The sequence below is a fragment of the Fischerella sp. PCC 9605 genome (genome assembly GCF_000517105.1).
In the GTDB taxonomy this organism is placed as follows: Bacteria; Cyanobacteriota; Cyanobacteriia; order Cyanobacteriales; family Nostocaceae; genus PCC9605.
Map to the genome: position 1 here is coordinate 1,986,486 of NZ_KI912148.1, position 19,229 is coordinate 2,005,714.

Below are 19,229 nucleotides of genomic sequence, written 5' to 3' on the forward strand. Positions count from 1 at the left end.
ATGGGGAAAGTGGGCATTGGGCATAGTTAACAACCACTAACCACTAACCACTAACCACTAACCACTAACCACTAACAAACAACAACCAACCACCAACAACCAACTACCAACCAATTACCCATCAATTTGTCGTACTACTGTTAGGGCTGAGTAACTCACACCAGCAGTACCTTCACCGGGGTGGGTGGAGTCACCAACTAACCACAGATGAGCTATTGGTGTACGATTGGCGAAACCAAAAGGACCGAATGTAGGTATTCTTTGACCAATACCACCAACAATACCTCGATCGCGAACTGTAAAACGGGCAAAGGTACGCGGTGTGGCGGCTTCTATATGAAGAATAGTTTCTGGTTTTAAGTAAAAGTATTTTGCAAGGTGGGCGATCGCATCTTCTGTATACTTTTGCTTTAACCCTTCATAATCCTCTGTATCCCACCAAGGTTTTGGATCTACGAAGGAAGATGCAATAATCGTACCTTTTCCGACTGGGGCACGACCATCACCAGGATTACTAACAGATACAAATAGGGAATTATTCTCGCCAATCGGGCCATTTGCGTCGTACATAAACTGTAGGTGAGGCGGACATCCAGGCGGAATCGCACTTTCATCGACACCCAAATAGATTACAAACGCGCCCGATGCTGGCGGCAGTTTTTCTACACGCTTTTTATACCCACGCGGGGCTTTCTTACCAAGCAACTGTACTAGGTTTTGAACAGTAACATTAGCAACTACATGGTCGGCTGATTCAGTCCATACTTCCCCTGTTTTTTGGTTACGAATCACCACAGCCGTAGCTTTGCCATCCTTGACTTTGATGTTTTCAACAGTATGGCGCATTAATAATTTACCGCCATCTCTTTCCAAAGCTTGTACTAGGCGATCGCTAAGTACCTGCATGCTACCTTGAAGATGAAACAATCCTTGCGGTTCCTGCGAGACACTCAACGCCGTTGCTGCGTAAAGTAATGCTGTTTCCTCTGCATTCACCTGGGAATACAACTTCAGTTGCAAATCCAAAAAAGTCCGCAAACGATGATCATCTGCCAGTTTATACGCACGCAAAGCATCCCCCACCGTAAACAAGGTGTAAGGTACGGTAATTAATGTACCGGGACGCACTGCTTTTGTTAGCTGCAACAAATCCCAGATATCACGTGGCGGTAGTACGGGATCGCGTCCTTGAAATTCCCAACTCGCTTTGAATAGTGCTGCAATTAATTGCCAAAAGGGTTCGCTACCAGGGAACTGTCGCTGACGTTCTTCTTGCCATTTTTGGCGATCGCGCCAAACATTGATTGGTGTATCTTCCCCAGGTAAGTACACTGCACAAGCTGGATCGCATGGTGTCGCTGGTGGCAGATCTATTTCTAGTTCTGAAAAAATCCGGTGATGAATTCCTCCTGGTTCCAAACCTGCTACCTGGGTTGCACCTACATCAAAGGTGAAGCCTTTGCGTTTAAAGGTAGAAGCACAGCCTCCAGGAACTAGGGCTTGATCCAAGATTAAGACACTGTAACCTTTCTTGGCTAATAAAGCTCCAGCTGTGAGTCCGCCTATTCCCGCACCAATAACGATAACGCGGGGTTTGTTTTTGCCAACACGATGATTTGGTATTGACATTACTACATATTTTTTAACATTGTTAATTATATTTTACAAATATTTACTAGAAATTAATACTCTAAGTTGCAAGGAATAGGGGGCGGGCAAGATGCCCACCCCACAAGAGTTTCATTTAAATGATGCTGTCCAAACTAGAAGAAGTTCGCGCTCATTGTTTGCTAACGGTTGGACTGCAAAGCGTCTAACGCCATGTTTAGCTTCAAAACGTTGACTCCGGGTTCACCAAAAATACCCAAGAATCTGCCGTCTGTATTTTGTTGTATCAAACTTTTAATTTTGTTTGGGTCGATATTACGAGCAGTAGCGATGCGCTGAATCTGCGCTTGGGCTGCGACAGTGCTAATGTGTGGGTCAAGACCAGAGGCAGATGTGTAAACTAAATCAGCGGTAGGTTGAATTTTGGCTTGATTAAGACGTAAGACCTTATCTTGAATGCGTTTTAACAAGTCGAGGTTGCTGGGAGCAAGGTTGCTAGCACCAGAGGTTCCTGTCGTGGCAACTTCCGATTTGGTACTGTAATCAACAGTGCTGGGACGACTCCAAAAGTAGCGATCGCTTGTAAAAGGTTGACCAATTAATGCCGAACCAATAATCATATCATTTTTTGTCAGCAAGCTACCATTTGCTTGGAAAGGCAAGGCTATCTGTCCAAATGCCAGCATGAACAAAGGGTAAATAAATGCTGTTATTAACCACAAAGCCACGGTAGAACGAATAGCTTTACTAATTTGGCGTAATTGACTCATATTAAAATTTCTCTGGTTGAAAAATCACAACAAATAAATAAATGCACAAACTAAGGGTGACTAGTCCCAACAAGGCAAGAGTATATGCTTGCCAACGTGACAGTTCTCCTGGTGTGGCTGCCTGAACTGCTGGTGCTAGCAGTACATTGAAGCAAAATACTAAAAACAGATAGACAGGGACGCGATTTTTTCTGAGTTTGAGAAAGGAGATGATTTCTGAAAAATCCTCTGATAAATATTTCATCATTCAAAATCTAAAATCGTATTACGCCAAACCGACTGCTGCGATGAGAACATCAATGACTTTGATGGCGATGAAAGGAGCAATGACGCCACCAAGTCCGTAGATAAAAATATTGCGCTGTAAAAGTTGGTCAGCGGTAAGTGGTCTAAACTTAACACCAGTTAACGCTAATGGAATCAGAGCAGGAATAATCAAGGCATTATAAATTAGCGCCGATAGAACCGCAGATTGGGGACTTGCCAAACCCATAATGTTGAGACCGCCAACACCAATACCTGCGAAGATGGCGGGAATAATGGCGAAATACTTGGCGACATCGTTAGCAATAGAAAAAGTGGTAAGTGCACCACGGGTAATTAGCAGTTGTTTGCCAATAGTGACGATATCAATTAACTTAGTGGGATCAGAATCCAGGTCTACCATATTGGCAGCTTCTTTCGCTGCTTGTGTACCGGAATTCATTGCTACTCCCACATTCGCCTGTGCGAGTGCAGGTGCATCATTGGTACCGTCACCTGTCATGGCAACCAATTTTCCTTGTGCTTGTTCCGAACGAATCACCTCAATTTTGTCTTCTGGAGTCGCTTCGGCAACAAAGTCATCAACTCCTGCTTCCTCGGCAATCACAGACGCGGTAATGCGGTTATCTCCCGTCAGCATTACGGTTTTAATTCCCATGCGTCGCATTTGGTCAAAGCGATCGCGAATACCCGGTTTAATAATATCTTTAAGATAAATCACCCCGTAGATATCATCGTTCTGACATAGTGCTAATGGAGTTCCACCCAATCTGGAAATGCGCTCGTAGGCTGCATCGAGTTCGGGAGTTAATCCACCATTGCGCGATGCTCCAGAGGAGCCGCTACGCGATCGCACAAATCCTTTAATCGCGTCCACAGCACCTTTACGAATCTCTTTGCCATTAGGTAAGTTAGTTCCACTCATGCGCGTTTTGGCAGAAAATTCCATACCTTCTGCTTCTTTTGGGTCAAAATCTAATTTTGCCCCTAATTTCTCTGCCAACTTGACAATTGACTTACCTTCTGGTGTTTCATCAAACACGCTAGATGCCAAGGCAACTTTAGCTACCTCATTCAGAGAATGACCGTTAACGGGAATAAATTCCTCTGCCATACGGTTTCCCAAGGTAATCGTACCTGTTTTATCTAATACTAGAGAATTTACATCGCCACAAGCTTCTACCGCTCGTCCAGAGGTAGCAATGACATTGAACTGGGCAACTCTATCCATTCCAGCAATCCCAATCGCACTGAGTAAACCCCCAATCGTGGTAGGAATTAGTGCTACTAGTAAAGCAATTAATACAGCAACACTTACTGGTGATTTAACGTAGAATGATACGGTGGGTAGAGTTGCAATCACTACTAAAAACACTTGAGTCAGAACAGCCAGCAAGACTGTTAAAGCAATTTCATTGGGTGTTTTGCTGCGTTCTGCACCTTCTACCAAGGAAATCATCCGGTCAATAAAGCCCTTGCCAGGATCGGCAGTAACGCGAATTATCAATTCATCAGAGATGATCCGCGTTCCTCCAGTGACGGAACTAGCAATATCTGTTCCTGGTTGTTTCAAAACTGGTGCAGACTCCCCTGTAATGGCAGATTCATCTACAGAAGCCACCCCTGTAATAACCTCTCCATCAGCGGGGATCATATCACCTGCGATAACTTTCACTTGATCGCCTCGACGTAAAGCTGTAGAACTCACTTCTTCGATAGAACCATCAGGAAGAAGTTTGCGGGCTAAAGCATCAGATTTGGTGGCTCGCAAAGCATCTGCTTGAGCCTTACCCCGCCCTTCGGCGACAGCTTCGGCGAAGTTGGCAAAGACAACGGTAAAGAACAGAATCAAGGTAATTAGACCGTTGAAAAGTCGCTGTTTATCCCCAGGATATGAACCAAACAAGTTAGGTGCAATTGTTACCAGTGCAGTAATAATTGTGCCTACCCACACCATAAACATGACTGGGTTTTTGAGCATGGTACGCGGGTTTAGCTTGATGAATGCTTGCCGAAACGCCTGAGAGTAGAGTCCAGAAGTTTTTGCTTTAGGCGTATGTTTGCGTTCTTGTCGAGGTTTTGTAGATAGTTGCATTTTTGTCATTGGTCATTTGTCATTGGTTATTTGTTAGTAGTTAGTAGTTAGTAGTTAGTGGTTAGTAGTTAGTGGTTGGTCGTCTCCCACTCCCCATCTCCTTACTACCCTCCGCGAGCAATTAAAAACGCTTCTGCTATGGGCCCTAAAACCAGTACGGGGAAGAATGTCAATGCGCCAAGTATCAAAATCACGCCACCTGTAACCCCAGTGAAAAGTCTGGTATCAGTTCTTAGAGTTCCAGAAGTCTTAGGAACGGATTGCTTGCGGGACATGCTATCTGCCAGTAGTAATAAGGCAATGATCGGTATATAGCGTCCTGCCAACAGGCTAATACTGGTGCTGAGGTTCCACCAGAGGGTGTTATCTCCTAATCCCTCAAAACCAGAACCATTATTAGCAGCAGCGGAAGTATATTCGTAAACTACCTGAGAAACACCGTGAAAACCTGGGTTACTAATGCCTGACAGAGTATCGGGAAAGCCAAAGACAATTGCCCAAGGAATGAGAATGGCGAAGGGGTGAACTAACAAGACTACACTAGCGAGGACAATTTCTCGCTTTTCAATTTTGCGTCCTAAAAATTCTGGTGTTCGTCCCACCATTAATCCAGTGAGGAATACCGCCAAAATTAAGTAAACAAATAGATATGCCGTGCCAGTTCCTTGACCACCCCAGATGATTTGCAGAAACATGTTAAATAAAGTGGCAAACCCTCCCGAAGGCATCAAGGAATCGTGCATCCCGTTGACAGCACCACACATTGTTGCTGTGGTCATGACTGCCCAAAGTGAGGTTTGCGCCCAACCAAAGCGAATTTCTTTTCCTTCTAAGTTGGGTTGTTGTCCTCCCAAAAGGGAATTAATAAGAGGATTTCCTTGAAACTCACCTACTGCGGTTACGCCTACCAAAAAGACAAAGATGACAAAGACCATCCAAAACACTAACCACGCTTGCTTGCGGTTGTTGGCAAATACACCGTAGGTGTAAATCAGCGCTGAGGGGATGGAAATCATTGCCCAAGTCTCTAACAAATCAGAGAACCCATTCGGATTTTCAAAGGGATGGGCAGAATTGATGCCAAAAAAACCGCCGCCGTTCTCTCCTAGTTGTTTGATTATCTCAAAGTGGGCAACAGGCCCGCGAGCAATAACTTGAGTTGCGCCTTCTAGAGTAGTTGCTTTGACTGGGCCTGCTAAGGTTTCTGGCACGCCTGTCAAGATTAACAACAATCCCCCAATGATAGACATGGGCAGCAAGATTCGCGTGATTGACTTTGTGAGGTCAACATAAAAGTTGCCCAATGGTCTACCAGTTAAACCGCGAATAAAGGCAATACCCACTGCTAAGCCAGTAGCAGCAGAGGTGAACATTAGAAAACCAAGTGCAAAAGTTTGGCTGGCGTAGCTAAGGGTTGTTTCACCAGAATAATGCTGCTGGTTTGTATTGGTGACAAAAGAAATAGCGGTGTGCAAAGCCAAATCCCAACTCGGTGCACCTAGCCCTGTGGGATTTAGTGGTAGCCATCCTTGCGCCATCAAGATTAAGAAAACCAAAATCCCCATGACCAGATTGCTATACAACACTGCTTTGGTGTACTGCCAACCTGTCATTTCTTTTTGTTGCTGCACGCCACTAAAGGCATAGATGACTCTTTCTATGGGAGTTAACACAGGATCAAGCAGTGTTCTTTCTCTCATGAAAACACGAGCTATGTATCTTCCCAAAAAGGGAGTAGTTGCTATGACTATGATTAATGTCAAAGCGATTTGAATCCATCCTTGTAGCATGAACTAAAAAAACTCCTGACAGGATAAGTGGAATTATTTAACAAACACTCATTAAATGAGTAGTAAACTGGATGTGTTTTGTTCAAGGAAAATTTAAGCGCAGGAATTTGGTCTGAATTTAATGCAATAGCTAGTAAATAATCTCCATAGCAAATAGTTGTTTCAGCACTTGGTTGGATAACTTGATTATCCCGAACAATACCCAGCAAAAAACAGTTTTCAGACAAGTTTAGCCTGCTTAAAATAACACCACATTAGCAGCTATTTATTTGAATTTTTATACTGATTATTCCTAATATCATAACAGCAGAATTTCAGAGAGATAATGATTTGGCTTTTTCTCTGATTGGTTGTATTAATTCACATCATTGATGATTTTTGTAAGGAAAACAATAATAGGAGGATATAAAATAAAGTTTATTTTTTTATATTCAGCATTTAGTACTAGATATATATCAATAGTTAACGTGTTTATAGATTCTCTAAACACTAGATATAATTGCACCTAAACACGATATACCAGAATTCAATTAGAGTAGAATTGATCTAATAATTTCATCGCTTAAACTTAGATATATAGTTAATAAAATTTATAAATAGGGCAGTTTTGTGAATGGCATCTTTGAAAGCTATATTGCAGTCCAAGAATTCGCGCTTGGGCAAAACTTTCCTGATCTTGGGAGTTTTTCTCGTTATTGGAACTCTAGAATATTCCACCCCAAATGACTACGTATTTGGATATCTCTACAGTGGGGCGATTTTACTGGTAAACTCCTGGTTTGGAGAAACAGCAACTTTACAGGCAACATTGATTGCTGTCTGTCTCACGATGTTAAATTTGTGGATACCAGGGCGAGAAGCAATCGGAGTTTCTACAGTTGCAAGTCGAGTTATTGCCTCAATGGCGTTGATGGTGACGGGATTTTTGAGTCAACGCCTACGACGTTCGCAAGAAGCTATAGCCTGTACCCAAGCTAAGTTAGAAGCACAGGAACAATTGGTGAGACTGCGAGAAGATTTTGCCTCCACCCTCACTCACGATCTCAAAACACCATTATTAGGGGCAATTGAGACTATCAAAGCATTTCAGCAAGAAAAATTTGGTGCTGTCTCGCCAGTTCAGCAGAAAGTCTTAGCGACAATGGTACGCAGCCATGAGACTTCTCTGCAATTTGTAGAAACTTTATTGGATGTCTATCGTAATGATACTGAGGGTTTAAAGCTGAACTTAACACCTGTGGATTTAGCTGCTTTAGCAGAAGAAGTGGCTGTTAGTCTCGCTTCTTTAGCTGCTAATCGCCGCGTTTATATCTCTTTTCGCTATGGAGATTCAGATTTTCGGCGATCGCTATGGGTGTTAGGCGATACTCTGCAATTGCAACGAGTGTTTACCAATCTTTTAGTAAATGCCATTAACCATTCCCGACGAGGTGGTCATGTCGAAGTGGTGCTAGAATCACAAGCATCTTATCAAGTCGTCAAAATCTTGGATACAGGTGCAGGTATTTTACCTGGAGAATTTTCTCATCTGTTTGAAAGGTTTTACCAAGGGCATAGCGATCGCCAAGCTAAAGGTTCAGGACTGGGGCTTTATCTATCTCGTCAAATTATCGAAGCGCATAGAGGTATAATTTGGGCAGAGAACCGAGTGTCTACTAAAGATGCTTCATCTAATACGACTACAACTGGAGCGGTCTTTGGCTTTAAACTTCCGGTTCATCCTTATCGGCCTGATTAAAGCTGTTTGATGATGCCATCTACCGCACTAAAAATTCTCTTAGTTGAAGATGATGAACTGTTCCGCTTAGGGTTGCGTGTGAGATTGCAACAAGAACCTGAGTTAGAAATTGTTGCTGAAGCTGAAGATGGTGAAACCGCAATTGAGTTAGCTAAGCAACATCCTCTTGACATTGCACTTCTGGATGTGGGATTGCCAGGAATTGGGGGTATTGAGGCGTGTCGTCAAATTAAGCAGCAACACCCCCAACTACCAGTATTAGTTTTAACTTCTCATTCCCAAAAAACCCTAATTGCACGATTGATTGAAGCAGGCGTTCAAGGTTACTGCCTCAAAGGAATTGCAGCAGAAAAATTAGTATTGGCGTTGCGTTCCGTCGCTGCTGGAGCATCTTGGTGGGATGAAACTGCAACCAAAGAAATTCAGTCTAAGTTTGAGTCTAGTCCTAATCAAAATAACTCAAAAATCTCATCTATAACCACAAATCCACTGACGCAACGAGAACAGGAAATTTTATCGCTAATAGCAAAAGGGAAAACTAATCAAGAGATAGCTGAAGTGCTATATATTACAACGGGCACAGTCAGAGTTCATGTGCATGCAATTTTACATAAGCTAGAAGTGCGCGATCGCTCTCAAGCCGTCATCGTCGCCATGCAGACAGGTTTGATTAAGTAGTTTGGTGCGAATAAACGTTGGTTGGTGGTTGGTGGTTGGTGGTTAGTGGTTAGTGGTTAGTGGTTAGTGGTTAGTGGTTAGTGGTTAGTGGTTAGTGGTTAGTGGTTAGTTGTTGGTTGTCTCCCCACTCTCCCCATCTCCCCATCTCCCCACTCCCTATAAGTATTATTTCCTTCACAAAAAGACATAATTCGATAAAATTAGGTAAAGCAATTTTGCAGTTGTGTCAAACAAAGGCGTCAGCGATCCCATGCAGCTGAAACTGAGTGCATCTCGGCTTTCCTTCACTCTCCTACTCTTAATCGCACCCTTTTTCCTGTGGGGTACGGCAATGGTGGCAATGAAAGGAGTGATATCTCACACCACCCCATTATTTATGGCAGGAGTGCGTATAGTACCAGCTGGAATGCTGATTTTGATCGTAGCTGCTGCTATGGGTAGACCTCAGCCCAAGGGTTGGGCCGCATGGCTGTGGATTACTGTATTTGCCCTAGTAGATGGGGCTTTGTTTCAAGGCTTTTTGGCAGAGGGACTAGTCAGAACAGGTGCTGGCTTAGGATCGGTGATGATTGATTCTCAGCCCCTAGCTGTGGCTTTGATGTCTTGTTGGTTGTTTCAGGAAAGAATTGGCCTGTGGGGGTGGCTAGGACTTTTACTGGGAGTTACGGGCATTAGTTTAATAGGCTTACCTGACGAATTGATCGTAGATCTTGTGTCTAATCATATTCTCCCACTCTCAGACGCGCCATGGCGCGTCTCTACATCTCTCCCACTCCTTCACTCTTTGTTTGCTAGTGGCGAATGGTTAATGCTTTTGGCAGCACTCAGTATGGCAGTGGGAACGGTAACTATCCGGTTTGTTAGCCGTCATGCAGATCCTGTTACTGCCACTGGATGGCATATGATTTTAGGCGGTTTGCCTCTATGGGGTATTTCATCAGTTGTAGAATCCCAGCAATGGCAGAATTTAATACCATCTGACTGGATAGCTTTGGCATACGCTACGGTATTTGGTAGTGCGATCGCCTATGCATTGTTTTTCTATTTCGCCTCTAGTGGCAATCTCACCAGTCTTAGTGCTCTTACTTTCCTCACCCCCGTATTTGCCTTACTATTTGGCAATTTGCTGCTTCAGGAAGTCCTCAGTCCCTTGCAGTGGGGAGGAGTCGGTCTAACTTTAATCAGCATTTATTTAATTAACCAGCGCGATACTTTGGCTGGTGTAAACAAAGATGTGACTGTAACGGAACAAACAACTATTACACAGCAACAACCAGTTTTGGAAAGTTCCGGCAAGAAGATTAACCCCGTAACTGTACCCGTGAGAGAATCGGAACCTGAAATTTTACCTTAATAAACAATAGACAACCAACAAATGACTATTGACTACATTCGGGATGGCAACGAAATCTATCGCCAATCCTTCGCCATCATTCGTTCAGAGGCGAATTTATCTGTGCTAGCACCGGATGTAGCGAATGTTGCTGTGCGTCTTATTCATGCCTGTGGCATGATTGATATTGTTGATGACTTAGTAGCTTCACCGACGGTAGTTGTATCAGGACGGACAGCCTTAGCAGCGGGGGCAGCAATTTTGTGTGATGCTCGGATGGTAGCAGAAGGGATTATAAGGCGGCGATTGCCTGCGGAAAATGCTGTGATTTGCACACTGAATCATCCCAATGTGCCAGAAATTGCTCAGCGCCTTGGTACTACCCGCTCTGCTGCTGCCTTAGAATTATGGCGACCAAATCTAGAAGGAGCTGTGGTAGCAATTGGCAATGCACCTACAGCTTTGTTTCGGCTATTGGAAATGCTGGATGCTGGCGCACCTAAGCCAGCAGCGATCTTGGGTTTTCCAGTCGGGTTTGTGGGAGCAGCTGAGTCAAAGGCAACACTAGCAGCAGATAGTCGAGGAGTGCCATTTCTGACATTGCATGGCAGAAGAGGTGGGAGTGCGATCGCCGCTGCTGCTGTTAATGCCCTAGCAATGGAAGAAGAATAATGACGACTTTCGTCATCAAAAAATTGTAAACTTTACCTTTTGTGTGTCGGCTGATTCTGATAATCTAGTTATTTTGATATACTTGCACTGCTTTCCAAACTTCTTTATCCGGCGCGGGCGTTGATAAAGCAAGCGCGATTTATTTTACTTAAAGTTATGGCGCTCATAGTTCAGAAATTCGGTGGTACATCTGTCGGTTCAGTCGAACGCATTCAAGCTGTTGCACAGCGCGTCTATAAAACTGTCAAAACAGGAAACTCTTTAGTGGTGGTGGTTTCCGCGATGGGCAAAACCACCGATGGACTCGTAAAACTAGCAACGGAAATCTCAAAAAATCCCTGCCGCCGGGAGATGGATATGTTGCTTTCCACCGGTGAACAAGTATCTATTGCCCTAGTGAGTATGGCATTGCAAGAACTAGGACAACCAGCTATTTCACTGACTGGCGCTCAAGTAGGGATTGTAACTGAAGCCGAATATACCCGCGCTAGAATTTTACATATTGAAACAGAGCGGATATTCAAGCATCTCAAAGAAGGTAAAGTTGTTATTGTCGCTGGTTTCCAAGGAATTAGCCGCACTGAAGATTTAGAAATTACTACCTTGGGACGTGGTGGTTCAGATACTTCCGCCGTGGCGATCGCAGCGGCATTACGGGCAGATTTTTGTGAAATTTATACTGATGTGCCAGGAATTTTAACTACAGACCCGCGTCTCGTTCCCGAAGCACAGTTGATGAGTGAAATTACTTGTGATGAAATGCTGGAACTAGCCAGCTTGGGGGCGAAAGTGTTGCATCCCCGCGCCGTGGAAATTGCTCGTAACTACGGTGTACCCTTGGTAGTGCGCTCTAGCTGGACAGATGACCCCGGTACTTGGGTAACTTCACCCCAAGCAAAAGGGCGATCGCTCGTGAATTTGGAAATTGCTCGTTCGGTAGATGATATAGCATTTGATACTGAGCAAGCAAAGGTAGCATTGTTGCGCGTACCAGACAAACCAGGCGTTGCTGCAAGACTATTTGGAGAAATTGCCCGTCAGGATGTGGACGTAGATTTGATTATTCAGTCGATTCACGAAGGTAATACAAATGACATTGCCTTTACCGTGATGACACCGATTTTAAATAAAGCAGAAGCTGTGGCAGCTGCCATTGCTCCCGTTCTCCGCAGCCAAAAGAATCCCGAAGCAGGAGAAGCGGAGGTGATGGTACAGCACAATATCGCCAAAGTTAGTATCGCAGGTGCGGGCATGATTGGGCGTCCTGGTGTAGCAGCCAAGATGTTCGCCACCTTGGCAGAAGCAGGCGTGAACATCCAAATGATTTCCACCAGTGAAATTAAAGTTAGCTGCGTGATTGATGACGAAGAATGCGATCGCGCTGTCGCCGCCCTCCGCCAAGCATTTGAAATAGACACTCCCCAGACGCGCCATGGCGCGTCTCTACATCCCCATCCCCTCGTACGCGGTGTCGCCCTCGATATGAACCAAGCACGTCTTGCCATTCGCCAAGTACAAGATCGTCCGGGAACGGCGGCGAAACTGTTTGGACTGTTGGCAGATAAAAATATCAGTGTAGATATGATTATCCAGTCGCAGCGCTGTCATGTAGTTGGCGGTGTGCCAAAACGGGATATTGCTTTTACTGTGGCGCGGATGGATGCAGAAGCAGCACAGGAAATGTTGCAACAAGCAGCAGTAGAATATGGTTGGGGTGAGGTGGTGTTAGATAAAGCGATCGCCAAGGTAAGTATCGTTGGTGCTGGCATGATCGGGCAACCAGGCGTAGCAGCAAAAATGTTTGAAGCGCTAGCGCAGCATCATATCAATATTCAAATGATTACCACCTCGGAAATCAAAATTAGCTGCGTAGTGTCACAAGAAGAAGGTGTGAAGGCGCTGCAAGCTATTCACACTGCATTTGGACTGGCAGGTAGTGAGACATTTGTAATACCAGCGTAAAACGTTGTCGGCATGTTTGATACAAATGATTCTCTATAGCCCCCCTTTTTAAGGGGGGTTGGGGGGATCTACATTATGTTTCACAGTTAAAGGGAATTGGTATCACTTGATGAAAGGCAGAAGGTCAAACTCTTGACGAATCTCCAACAGTGAACGATCAAGTAAAGGTTCAAAATCAAGAAATGGGACAAAACGGTGACGATTGCGAGTTTTTAGCCACATGAAAATCAACTCTGGCAAGAGTCGCAGCAATTCAAAAAAGATTGAACTGTACAACCAAATCACACCATGACGTTTTACAAAGTCTGCGTACATCACATCAACGGCTGGATTCTTGCGTTCACGTAGATAGTCTCTAAATTTGAAATCACTCGTCCAAAATGTCAGTGGTAGAATCTTGAGTTCATCGTACATATTTGTATCGCAGCCATAAATAACGTGACTGGTATCATGGGCGAACAAAATTTTGGTAAAATCCTCTGGCTGAGTACTGGGATGGGTGAGGTCGGAATTGACAGCATAGTATTCGTCCAGCCCTTCACGGAGTGTTTGGGTGCTGTTTTTATCGGTATATTGAGGACGAGGGCGCTGAGTCATAATCTGCACCTATCAATATCGATACGATACAGTATCGTAAATATTTCATGTAAATGTCAAGCTTTCGTCATTAGTACATGAGTGAATCCGTCAAAAAACCAGGAAGACCCCGCAGTAACCAGTCTCATCAAGCCATTCTCCGGGCAACTCTTGATTTGTTGGCACAGATGAGTTACGAACGTGTAAGTATAGATGCGATCGCTGCTCGTGCTGGGGTTGGTAAAACCACGATCTATCGACGGTATCGCTCTAAAGAAGAACTGGTTGCAGATGCGATTGAAAGTGTTCGCGAAGAGATTGAGATACCTGATACAGGTAGTCTTTGGGGTGATTTGGACTGCATAATTGAGAGTGCTGTGCAAATGACCCGTACGCCTGTTGGTCGTCAGATTCTAGCCACAATTATCGGTGCTGCTTCCAGCAGTCCCAAGTTTGCTCAAGTCTACTGGGAAAAATACCTCCAGCCACGACGAGCAGCTTTTCATACAGTGATTGAGCGAGCGAAGGTAAGAGATGAAATTCAACCTGATACAGATAGCGATCTAGTTTTTGATCTGATTAGCGGCATCATGCTTTATGCAATGGTATTCACACCTACTATTGAGCCAGTTCAAGCATACATCCGTCGTGCTATAGATTTTCTGCTTAAATAAAAATTAAATTATTGTACTTTTCAAGAATTACACAGTGCCATAAAGTAATAAGGTGAGAAAAATAGGATAATCAATATGAATTATTATTTCTAATTAGGAATTATTTGAATATTTAGCTTATTTTTTAACCTTAATTTAACCCATATATTCTATGTCTAGACGAATTTTATCTTCATCACCTGCCTTGGCGACAAAATCACTGGCTCTTTCATCTCTTCATCTCCGTCTAGAAGCGCTAGAAAAAGAACACCAATGGCTGCTAAAACAAATCAAGAAAAAACAAACTGAACTGAATAATTTTGTCGAGCAGATGCGCTCTTTAGCTACAGACATATTTCATAAAGGCACTCCCAGCTTTAAAAAACTGGCAGAACTTGATGAAGAAATTCATGCTCTATTCGATGAAATCTTTACCCAGAGAAAGTTTGGTAAACAGACTAAGAAAAATATTGAAGGAGTTTACCGCAATCTTCAGATGGCGGGAATCATCAGTCCAAAAGGCAATCGCGAAGCAGCAGATACAGAACTAGATGAACTATTTGAAACTGAAGAGCAAGAAAATGATGTCTCTGGTTCATCTCAAGAACGCCGCCATCAATATCAACAAGCACACCAAGAGTTAGAATTTGCTTCTGCGAACAAAGATGAATCGAGAAAGATTCGGCAGACTTTTCTGAGGTTAGCCGAAATATTTCACCCTGATAAGGTAAAAGATGGCGAGACACAGATGCGCCACACAGAGATTATGAAGGAAATCAACAAAGCTTACCAAGAGGGCGATCTGGCTCGACTTTTGGAAATTGAGCGACGATATCAGGTAGGTGAAACTATCGATAGCAATAGCGAGGATGATTTAACTAGAAAATGCAATCGTCTAGAACAGGAAAAAGAATTCCTAAAAACCCAATATGAAACCTTAAAAAGAGAACTTCGCCTGGTGAACAATACTCCTGAAGGAGTGATGGTTTCTGATTGTCGAAAAGCTTATCGGGAAGGAATTGATCCGATAGCTCAGATGTTAGAACAAGTGGAATCTGAGATTCAAGTCATTTCTAAGATTCGCGATTTTGTCAAAGACTTTCGGGAGCAGAAAATTACCATAAAAGAATTTCTCTCTGGCCCAATAATTTTATACCAGATGCACCAGGAAATTATGGAAGATTTGCTTGAGCAGATGTTAGGAGATTTTGGGGAAATAATTGTGTTTTAATACCAAGTTGCGTTCAGACATAGCAATAGCAATTCGTGCCCTCTCCCCTTCTCCTGTTCCAAATTGGGAGAGGGGTGCCGACAGGCGGGGTGAGGGAAGTACTATCTTTGACAGCAACTTAGTATAAATTTATAAATCTGACTCTTCTGCTGAGAATGTATCATACCAAATTGGCATAGGGAATATTATTTGATGAGGTTTAGATTTTTGTAGAGACGTGCCATGGCACGTCTGGTACAGATTCAAAAAATACTAGCAATGGCAATTTGTATCAGGTGCGATCGCACAAATGACGGTCTTCCTCTTTGAGAGTGGCGTTATTTTGTAAATAGTCCTTGACCCAATCGCACCCTTGCATCAATAATTTCTCTGGGCTAGAGTCAAAATCTAAATTCCACAGAATTACGTTACCAAGAGAGTCCGATGAAGCCAGCACCCGACCATCAGGACTGAAACTCAGACTTTTGACACTAGCACTATGACCACCAAGGGTTTGCAACACTTCTCCCTTACGGTTCCAAAGCTTGACTGTCATGTCTTCACTGGCCGTAATAATAGTCTGTCCGTTATGGCTAAAAATTACAGCATTTACCTCACCCTCATGTCCCCGGAGAGTCAACAATTCTTTACCCTGTCGGTTCCACAGCTTGACTGTTTTATCCTTACTGGCAGTTGCGATCGTCTGGCTATCAGAACTGAAACTGACTGAATTTACTCCTGCCTGATGTCCTCGCAATGTTAATAATTCTTTACCCTCTCGACTCCAAAGTTTGGCTGTACCGTCTTCGCTGGCGGTAGCAATCATTCCTCCTTTGGAACTGAAACTCACACTCTCGACACCTGCTTGATGTCCCCGCAGCGTCAACAATTCTTTACCTCTGACATTCCACAATTTGGTGGTTGTATCCCAACTAGCACTGGCAATGGTCTGACTATCAGGACTAAAACTAACGCTTCTAACATCCGCCTGATGACCCCGCAATGTTACCAATTCCTGACCAGCTAGGTTCCACAGCTTAATAGTTTTGTCTCGACTGCTAGTGGCAATGAATTTGCCATTGGGACTGAATTTTAAACTTCTCAATGTATCGTCATGACCGCCGAGTTTCGTTAGTAGTTGTCCCTGTAGGTTCCATAGTTTAGCCATCGTATAACGACCAGCAGTACCAAGGGTCTGGCCATCAGTGCTAAAACTGACACTAGCAGCGGCGGCTTCGCCAAGATTGAGTATGGAGGAGTGAGATTTATTGCCCAAATTCCACAGTCTTACCATTCCATCTTCACCACTACTAGCAAGCAGCCGGCCATCCTTGCTAAAGTTGACACCCCAAACTGCATCTGTATGACCTTGGAGAACTTGCAGTTGTTTGCCTTGGCGATTCCAGAGTCGCACACTTTTATCCCAACTAGTAGTAGCAATAGTCTGACCGTTACGCTTAAATACTGCACTACTAATCGTATCAGTATGTCCACGTAGAGTTGCTAGTTCCTTTCCTTCTAAATTCCAGAGTTTTGCAGTTTTGTCCCGACTGGCAGTAACAATTGTTTTGCCATCTAAACTGAAATTAACATACATCACCCAATTGCGATGTCCCTTAAGTGTCAGTAGTTCTTGACCATTCAGGTTCCAAACTTTGGCAGTACCATCCCGACTGGCGGTAGCAATCATTCCTCCTTTGGGACTGAAACTAATCGCCACAGCAGGTGCATTATGGGTATGGAACGATCGCAACTCTTTACCTTCCAAATTCCATAGCCGCATTGTGCCACCCCACTCCATCCCTGCTATCATCTTGCTATCGGGGCTGAAGCCTACGCACGCTACCCAATCCTTGTGAGGTAAAGTGAGAAGTTCTCGACCATCCTCAACACGCCAAACCTTCACGGTTTTATCCCGACTGGCGCTAATCAACATCTTGCCATCGGGACTAAAATTGACACTCCACACCCCATCATTATGTCCCCGGAGGGTGTGAAGTAGCTTACCATCACGCCGCCAAATTTTCACCGTCTTGTCCCAACTAGCGGAAGCAAGCTTCTGCCCATCCGGACTAAATTTTACCCGCGTCACTACATCTGTATGCCCTGCTAGGCGGTTACTTTCGCGCACCCAGTAGATAGACTGTCGCAGTGCCTTTTCGACCTGCACTTTTAAATCTGTACCCGCGTTATTCCATCCCAATTGGTTTAATTTAACACTTGCTTGTATGCTTTTTAGTAAGGCATCTAAGTTATGATCGGACTCAAAAGCCGCTTCTGATGAAAGAGTGAGCGCTTTAATCTCACCAATAGTCACTTGTCGTTTTTGTTGCGCCGTTTGCCATGTCAGCAATCCGGACAGTCCCACTAGAGTCACAGCTACCACCGAAAGCACCGATAATCCTATCAGTCCGCGTCGAATGGTTTTCTTCGCTTGCTGTTGGGCGTTCAGCAGAATTTGATTTGCTTGTTCGGATGTGCTGAGGGCATTCTGCACCTCTCGTTTATCCAGTTCCTCACTAGCGGCTAAAAATCGATAATCTTGGTTACTCAAACTCTTTCCTTTTGCCCAAGCTTGAGCTTGTTTGAGTGCTTGTCCCCGGAGGAGAGATGTCTCATCCTGATAATCAGATGCTACCCAAGCATTTAATAAATCTGCGTAACTTCGTAACTTCTTTAATTGCTTTTCCACCCATTCGGAGTTAAAAACCTCCTCATATATGCGGTTGTAAACCTTTAATACACCCTGCTGTTTAACAACTAATCCCGACAAAAGTAACTCAATTTTTTCTGGAGAATCATCAGCAGGGACACTACCATCTTGGAGAATTTGCTGATACAGTCCCAGCAGCCTGCTAGCGCGTTGTTCGTTGCTAAGAAGGCGATCGCGTATTGTTCTTAAATGCGGTGGTTCATCTTGGGCTGCCCAATTTTCAATGATACGCGATCGCACAATTGCAGATACTTGATCGGCAATCTCCTCATGCTGCGTTAATATCTCTCCCATCAACTTTTGCAGGAATGGGTATTGGGGACTAGGAAATTCTTTCCCTCTCTCCCTATTTTCCTCCTGTGCTACCAACTGACATAGTTTCTGAGTCAGAAATGGCTGTCCTCCCGTCCATGCAAGTATCTCTTTGAGTACAGACTTGGGATTGTCTACCGAATGAGCCAATCCTCCCTCTAATGGTTTGACTTCATGCAGATGAAACCCATTCAACTCAATCGCCCGACCAATATTAAAAGGCGTCCGGGTTTTATCTGCAATTAAATCTGAAGGAGTTGCAACTCCCAATAGAGCAAAGGTAAGGCGTTTGTATTCGTGGCAAGAGCGAATCAGAGCAAAAAAATCATCTGTATTAAATGGTAAGCTGAGGGTACTGTCGATTTCATCGAAAAAAATCACAATTGGTTGGGCGATTAATTCTGGCAGTACGTTTTGCAGCAACTCACCCAAACGACCTACAGGCGATAAATCTTGTCGTTCTGCTAACCAATTGCGGACATTAATCTGGCTAGATAACCGGAAACTCCGCACCAGACGCATAATAATGTCAGCATACCACTGGTCTGGGGTAATATTCTTGTTCCCAATCCCAGACAAATCAACCGTTGCACAGGCAAAGCCATCTTCTTGCAGTTGCTTAGCCACCTGTACCCGCAGGCTAGACTTCCCCATCTGGCGACAGTTGAGAACGTAACAAAAGGCACCTGCCTTCAAAGCCTGATAGAGTTCATTATCCGCCTGACGCATGACATAGCTAAGTGCATCTACTGGGAGGCGACCGCCAACTTGGTACTCGTAAGGTGACAACAGTTCGTGCATTCTAGTTGCCTGCGTCATTCATCAAAGGTTGACTGACCTTATTTTTAGGGTTTA

The 19,229-nt window shown here is 44.1% G+C and carries 14 protein-coding genes; 7 read left to right on the forward strand and 7 right to left on the reverse strand.

What is annotated here, in order from left to right; genetic code table 11:
• Positions 1-114: 114 nt before the first annotated feature.
• From crtD to kdpA, 5 genes are all read right to left on the reverse strand, one after another.
• On the reverse strand, positions 115-1,623 hold the full coding sequence (gene crtD, locus FIS9605_RS0111155; RefSeq protein ID WP_026732663.1) for a C-3',4' desaturase CrtD: 1,509 nt from the start codon (positions 1,621-1,623) through the stop codon (positions 115-117).
• A gap of 167 nt (positions 1,624-1,790) precedes the next feature.
• Positions 1,791-2,378, reverse strand: coding sequence for a K(+)-transporting ATPase subunit C (kdpC, locus tag FIS9605_RS0111160; protein ID WP_026732664.1), 588 nt, complete (start codon positions 2,376-2,378; stop codon positions 1,791-1,793).
• 1 nt (position 2,379) lies between these two features.
• On the reverse strand, positions 2,380-2,625 hold the full coding sequence (gene kdpF / locus FIS9605_RS0111165) for a K(+)-transporting ATPase subunit F (protein WP_331280944.1): 246 nt from the start codon (positions 2,623-2,625) through the stop codon (positions 2,380-2,382).
• Positions 2,626-2,643: 18 nt separating this feature from the next.
• Positions 2,644-4,737 (reverse strand): potassium-transporting ATPase subunit KdpB, encoded by a 2,094-nt coding sequence (gene kdpB / locus FIS9605_RS0111170; RefSeq protein ID WP_026732666.1) that lies wholly within the window; start codon positions 4,735-4,737, stop codon positions 2,644-2,646.
• 104 nt (positions 4,738-4,841) lie between these two features.
• Positions 4,842-6,527 (reverse strand): potassium-transporting ATPase subunit KdpA, encoded by a 1,686-nt coding sequence (kdpA, locus tag FIS9605_RS0111175; protein ID WP_026732667.1) that lies wholly within the window; start codon positions 6,525-6,527, stop codon positions 4,842-4,844.
• Between the two features lie 613 nt (positions 6,528-7,140).
• Here kdpA and FIS9605_RS0111185 point away from each other — a divergent pair.
• The 5 genes from FIS9605_RS0111185 to FIS9605_RS0111205 all read left to right on the forward strand — a co-directional run bounded on the left by FIS9605_RS0111185 (position 7,141) and on the right by FIS9605_RS0111205 (position 12,910).
• On the forward strand, positions 7,141-8,265 hold the full coding sequence (locus tag FIS9605_RS0111185; RefSeq protein WP_026732668.1) for a sensor histidine kinase: 1,125 nt from the start codon (positions 7,141-7,143) through the stop codon (positions 8,263-8,265).
• Positions 8,266-8,277: 12 nt separating this feature from the next.
• Complete coding sequence (locus FIS9605_RS0111190; protein ID WP_026732669.1) at positions 8,278-8,943, forward strand: response regulator transcription factor; 666 nt, start codon at positions 8,278-8,280, stop codon at positions 8,941-8,943.
• A gap of 250 nt (positions 8,944-9,193) precedes the next feature.
• Positions 9,194-10,297, forward strand: coding sequence for a DMT family transporter (locus FIS9605_RS0111195; RefSeq protein ID WP_026732670.1), 1,104 nt, complete (start codon positions 9,194-9,196; stop codon positions 10,295-10,297).
• Between the two features lie 21 nt (positions 10,298-10,318).
• The gene (locus tag FIS9605_RS0111200) at positions 10,319-10,948 is read left to right on the forward strand and encodes a precorrin-8X methylmutase (protein WP_026732671.1); all 630 of its coding nucleotides are present in this window, start codon (positions 10,319-10,321) and stop codon (positions 10,946-10,948) included.
• Positions 10,949-11,104: 156 nt separating this feature from the next.
• Positions 11,105-12,910 carry an aspartate kinase gene (locus FIS9605_RS0111205; RefSeq protein ID WP_026732672.1) on the forward strand — a complete coding sequence of 602 codons (1,806 nt, stop codon included), beginning with the start codon at positions 11,105-11,107 and terminating at the stop codon, positions 12,908-12,910.
• Positions 12,911-13,012: 102 nt separating this feature from the next.
• Here the strand turns inward: FIS9605_RS0111205 and FIS9605_RS0111210 are convergent, their stop codons facing one another.
• Complete coding sequence (locus tag FIS9605_RS0111210) at positions 13,013-13,507, reverse strand: hypothetical protein (RefSeq protein WP_026732673.1); 495 nt, start codon at positions 13,505-13,507, stop codon at positions 13,013-13,015.
• 77 nt (positions 13,508-13,584) lie between these two features.
• Here FIS9605_RS0111210 and FIS9605_RS0111215 point away from each other — a divergent pair, with 77 nt between their 5' ends.
• Positions 13,585-14,160 carry a TetR/AcrR family transcriptional regulator gene (locus tag FIS9605_RS0111215; protein WP_026732674.1) on the forward strand — a complete coding sequence of 192 codons (576 nt, stop codon included), beginning with the start codon at positions 13,585-13,587 and terminating at the stop codon, positions 14,158-14,160.
• 151 nt (positions 14,161-14,311) lie between these two features.
• The gene (locus FIS9605_RS0111220; protein ID WP_026732675.1) at positions 14,312-15,370 is read left to right on the forward strand and encodes a J domain-containing protein; all 1,059 of its coding nucleotides are present in this window, start codon (positions 14,312-14,314) and stop codon (positions 15,368-15,370) included.
• 271 nt (positions 15,371-15,641) lie between these two features.
• On the opposite strand, the gene FIS9605_RS0111225 is transcribed toward FIS9605_RS0111220, so the two are convergent.
• Positions 15,642-19,175 carry an AAA-like domain-containing protein gene (locus tag FIS9605_RS0111225; RefSeq protein ID WP_026732676.1) on the reverse strand — a complete coding sequence of 1,178 codons (3,534 nt, stop codon included), beginning with the start codon at positions 19,173-19,175 and terminating at the stop codon, positions 15,642-15,644.
• Positions 19,176-19,229: the final 54 nt, after the last annotated feature.